The sequence below is a fragment of the Megasphaera sp. UBA4382 genome, from assembly GCF_002391155.1.
Lineage (GTDB): Bacteria > Bacillota > Negativicutes > Veillonellales > Megasphaeraceae > Megasphaera > Megasphaera hexanoica.
The window spans coordinates 1-4891 of record NZ_DGRS01000001.1; the positions used below are offsets into that span (position 1 = coordinate 1).

The 4891-nt window shown below is 53.2% G+C and carries 4 protein-coding genes; 3 read left to right on the plus strand and 1 reads right to left on the minus strand.

The genetic code is table 11. The features are described from left to right. Both B4H10_RS00005 and gltS read left to right on the plus strand, forming a co-directional pair. On the plus strand, positions 1-428 hold a 428-nt coding region (locus B4H10_RS00005), incomplete at its 5' end, for a nucleotidyltransferase family protein (protein ID WP_292017946.1). Between the two features lie 112 nt (positions 429-540). After that, positions 541-1803, plus strand: coding sequence for a sodium/glutamate symporter (gltS, locus tag B4H10_RS00010; protein ID WP_292017947.1), 1263 nt, complete (start codon positions 541-543; stop codon positions 1801-1803). Here gltS and B4H10_RS00015 read toward each other — a convergent pair. Continuing rightward, entirely contained in the window at positions 1787-2611 is an 825-nt protein-coding gene (locus tag B4H10_RS00015; protein ID WP_292017948.1) for a tetratricopeptide repeat protein, read from the minus strand. The two genes, gltS and B4H10_RS00015, sit on opposite strands and share 17 nt — an antisense overlap. 223 nt (positions 2612-2834) lie before the next feature. Between B4H10_RS00015 and B4H10_RS00020 the strand changes: the two genes are divergently transcribed. Then, positions 2835-4891: ATP-dependent Clp protease ATP-binding subunit (locus B4H10_RS00020; RefSeq protein ID WP_292017949.1), on the plus strand; the 2057-nt coding region annotated here is incomplete at its 3' end.

Below are 4891 nucleotides of genomic sequence, written 5' to 3' on the forward strand. Positions count from 1 at the left end.
TCCGCCAGCTCCCGGCCTTTAACGAAGGGCTGGAGAACCGCTGGCACCGCTGTATGCAGGAGTCCGTCACGTACAAAGAGGCACTGGCTGCCATCAAGACCCGCCGCTATGCCTACAGCCGTCTATGCCGCATGGGAGCTTATACGCTCCTTTCACCCAGCCGCAGTCTCATGGACCAGTCATACCAGCTAGGACCCCAGTATGCCCGGCTGCTGGCCTTATCTCAAAAGGTATCTCCCTATATAAAAGAAATAAAGAAAGAACTGCCTGTCATCACCCGCATCACAGCCGCCGATTCTCTTTCCCCACTGGGCCGGAAACAGCTGGCACTGGACCTGCGCTGCACCGATATGCAGTACTACTGCTTCCATGGCACTCAGGCCCGCCTGTCGCGGCAGGATTATTATCAGTCTCCCCGCATACGCTGACACATTTTCCTTCTAACCCCCATGTTGTCAATGTGGATTTTTTCTGATATGATTAGATTTGTTTTCTATACCAGCAAATCAATTTCACGTTGTGCAAAGGAGGAGTATTTCGTTGTCTATACAACTCAATATCTATCAGACGCTGGCTGCGGCCATCCTGGTGTATTATGCCGGCGTTTTCCTGCGTATAAAAATTTCTGCCCTCAGGACGTACTGCATTCCTGCCCCGGTCATCGGCGGCATCTTGTTCGCAGTCCTGAACTGCCTGCTGTATACACAGGGCATCTGGTCTTATGAGCAGGATACAGTCATGCAGAACGTTTGCATGATGCTGTTCTTCACCAGCGTCGGCTATACGGCCAGTCTGAGCCTGATCCGCCGCGGCGGCATCATGGTCTTTAAAATGGCTGTCATCACGACAGTACTCATCGTCATCCAGAATATCCTGGGCATCAGCCTGTCCTCCCTGTTCGGCCTCAGTCCCTATATGGGGCTGGCAACCGGCTCCATTCCCATGGTCGGCGGTCATGCTACAGCGGCTGCCTTTGGTCCCCTCCTGGAAGAAATGGGGCTGGGCAGCGGCGCTACCATCGCCGTCGCCGCAGCTACCTTCGGCCTCGTCGCCGGCGGCCTCATCGGCGGCCCTGTCGGTGAACAGCTGGTCCACAGACACCACCTGCACAGTCATGCCGATACGGAACGCCTCGACCCGTCGGTCAGTCAGGAAGAAGTAGACAAATTGTCTTCCATCGCCAGCAGCAAAGAAAAAGCGGCAGAAGTCATCAAGCAGGAACACATCACCGGCCAGTCCATCAACAACCATCATTTCATGAATGCCATGGCCCATCTGTTCCTGGCCATGGGGCTGGGAACACTGGTCAGCGGATTCCTGAACAGCCTGGGACTGATTTTCCCGGCTTATATCGGCTCTATGCTGGTCGCTGCCGTTATCCGCAATATTTCCGATTTTACCCATGTATATAAGGTGTACCAGAGAGAAAGCGAAGTGCTGGGCAATCTGGGGCTCACAGTCTTTCTGACCTGCGTCCTCATGAGCCTCAAATTATGGCAGCTCAGCGATCTGGCCGTGCCCATGATTGTCATGCTCCTGAGTCAGGCCGTCATCATGGCCCTCTTTGCGTATTTCGTCGTATTCCGCATGATGGGCAGGGATTATGAAGCAGCGGTCATGACGTCCGGCGTCTGCGGCTTCGGTCTGGGTGCTACACCGAACGCCATCGCCAATATGACGGCCATGACAGAATTATTCGGCCCGGCACCGACGGCATTCTTCGTCATCCCCCTCATCGGATCACTCATCATCGACCCGGTCAACGCATCGGTCATTACGATTTTTATCAACCTTTTCCATTAATCTGTTCATCGAGCTGCCTGCGCCAATACGCGGCAGCTTCTTTGTCCATGGGAAGCCCTGTTCCCGTTTCCAGTATGCGGATATAGTTGCGGATGCCTTCCGTGTATCCGGTCCGGGCAGAACGGGAAAACCAGACGGCTGCCTTTTCCGGATCCTTTTCGACGCCAAATCCCTGTTCATAGAGCTGGCCCAGATTGTTGGCCGCCGGCCCGTCACCGCCTTCAGCAGCCAGCCGGTACCAGTAGGCTGCCTCTGTATAATCCCGGGAAACACCTTTTCCCGTTTCATATAAATATCCCAGATTATTCTGGGCAATGACATTGTCCTGCTCCGCCGCCTGTGTATACCACATGGCGGCTTTTTTATAATCGGCTGTCCCGGCGTAGCCAAACTGATACATAATAGCCAGATTGCATTGTCCGTCGGCATCGCCGTGGCGGGCAGAGCGTCCATACCAATATACGGCCAGCTCGTAATTCTGCACGACGCCGCATCCTGTTTCGTAGAGATGTCCCAGATTATTTTCCGCTTCGGGCAGTTCCTGGACGGCCGCCCGGGCATACCAGTACGCAGCCTTACGGATATCCGGTTCTGTTCCCAGACCGTGTTCATACTGATAGGCCAGATCATACTGGCATCGGGCATCACCGGCCCGGGCGCCCATGCCATACCAGTACAACGACAGCTGCAGCAATTCTTCTTTTTCTTCTTCATAGGCGGCAAAGAAATACTGGTCGCCCACTTCGCGCTGGGCCTGTACCTCTCCCTGAAAAGCCTGTTTTTCCCATTGCCACAACGTCCGTCCCATCAATATATCTCTCCTTTCTATTCTGTACCTGATTGTACGGACAACGGCCTTTCTTGTCAATGTTTCCGGCAGCGGCAGCACTCGCAATGAAAAAAAAACAAAAAAGTTCAATTTTTTCTTTTTGTCTTATTGACTTTTTGACTTTTATGGATATAATGATAATTGAACTTAGTTGTTCACTACTTTTACATGCAACTTACGCCCTACGTAAGGAGGTCTTAGTATGGGAAATGAAAAATATACGCAGAAGGTCATCGAAGCGTTCCAGACAGCGCAGCAGATAGCCGCCCTGCATTACAATCAGGAAATTACGTCCGTCCACGTTCTCATGGGACTGGTCAAGGAACCGGAAGGCCTGCTGGCCACGATTTTTAAAGAATGCGGCACCGATGTGCCTATGCTCCAGGCCCGGCTGGAACAACTCCTGAAAAAGATTCCGTCCGTCCAGGGACAGAGCCAGCTGACCATGGCTGTAGAAATGGCCCGTGTCATCGGCAAGGCCCAGCAGTATGCCGAATCAATGCACGATGAATACATCAGCACGGAACATCTGCTCCTCGGCATCGTCGAAGAAAGCGACAGTGACGTACAGACGCTGTGCCGTGAATTCGGTCTGGCCAAGGACAAAATCATGTCCATTATCCGGGCAAACCGCAAACAGAATGTCAACAGCGATAACCCGGAAAGCAATTACAAAGCACTGGAAAAATACGGCCGCGATCTGACAGCCGCTGCCCGCAAAGGCAAACTCGACCCGGTCATTGGCCGTGATGATGAAATCCGTCGTACCGTAGAAATCCTCTCCCGCCGGAGAAAGAACAACCCCGTGCTGATTGGTGAACCGGGCGTCGGCAAGACAGCTATTGTCGAAGGGCTGGCCCGCCGTATCGTATCCGGTGATGTGCCGGAATCACTGAAGAACAAGACACTCTATTCCCTCGATATGGGCTCCCTCATTGCCGGTGCCAAATACCGTGGTGAATTTGAAGAAAGACTGAAATCCGTCCTCAATGAAATCGCTAAATCGGATGGTCAGATTCTGCTGTTCATCGATGAAATCCATACGGTCGTCGGCGCTGGTGCGTCCGAAGGCTCCATGGATGCCAGCAACATCCTCAAACCGATGCTGGCCCGCGGTGACCTGCGCTGCATCGGGGCTACGACCCTCAACGAATATCAGAAATACATCGAAAAAGATGCCGCTCTGGAACGGCGTTTCCAGCCGGTCATGGTCGATCCGCCGTCTGTGGAAGACACCATCACCATTCTCCGTGGCCTGAAATCCCGTTACGAAGCCCATCACGGTGTCCGCATCCGTGATAAAGCACTGGTCGCGGCAGCCGTTCTCTCCGACCGCTATATTTCCGACCGTTTCCTGCCCGATAAAGCCATCGACCTGGTCGATGAAGCTGCGGCGAAACTGCGTACGGAAATCGAATCCATGCCGGCTCCCATTGATGACCTGACTCACAAGATCATGCAGCTGGAAATCGAAGAACAGTCACTGAGTAAGGAAACGGATGACGCTTCGAAAGAACGTCTGGAAAAAATCACCGCCCAGAAGAATGAACTGAAAGAAAAAGAAGACGCCCTGAAAGAACAGTGGGAAAAAGAAAAGACCGCTATCACCCGCACCCAGGCATTGAAGAAAGAAATCGATGCCACCAAGAATGAAATGGAAAAGGCCGAACGGGAATACGATCTGGGCAAAGCTTCGGAATTGAAATATGGCAAACTGCCGGAACTGCAGAAACAGATGGAAGAACAGGAAAAGTTCATGGATGCCCACAAGGATTCCCAGCTCCTGAAGGAAGAAGTCGGCGAAGAAGATATTGCCGGCGTCGTCAGCCGCTGGACGGGTATCCCCGTTTCCAAGATGATGACAGGCGAACGGGAAAAACTGCTCCACCTCGATGATACGCTTCATCAGCGTGTCGTCGGCCAGGACGAAGCGGTCCGTGTCGTCAGCGATGCCATCATCCGCGCCCGTGCCGGTATCAAGGACCCCAACCGTCCCATCGGCTCGTTCATCTTCCTCGGCCCTACGGGTGTCGGCAAGACAGAACTGGCAAAGACACTGGCAGAAGCCCTCTTTGATGATGAACGCAATATCATCCGTATCGATATGTCAGAATACATGGAAAAGCACACTGTATCCCGTCTGATCGGTGCGCCTCCGGGATATGTCGGTTATGATGAAGGCGGCCAGCTCACCGAAGCCGTACGCCGTCATCCCTACAGCGTCATCCTCCTCGATGAAATTGAAAAGGCTCATCCCGA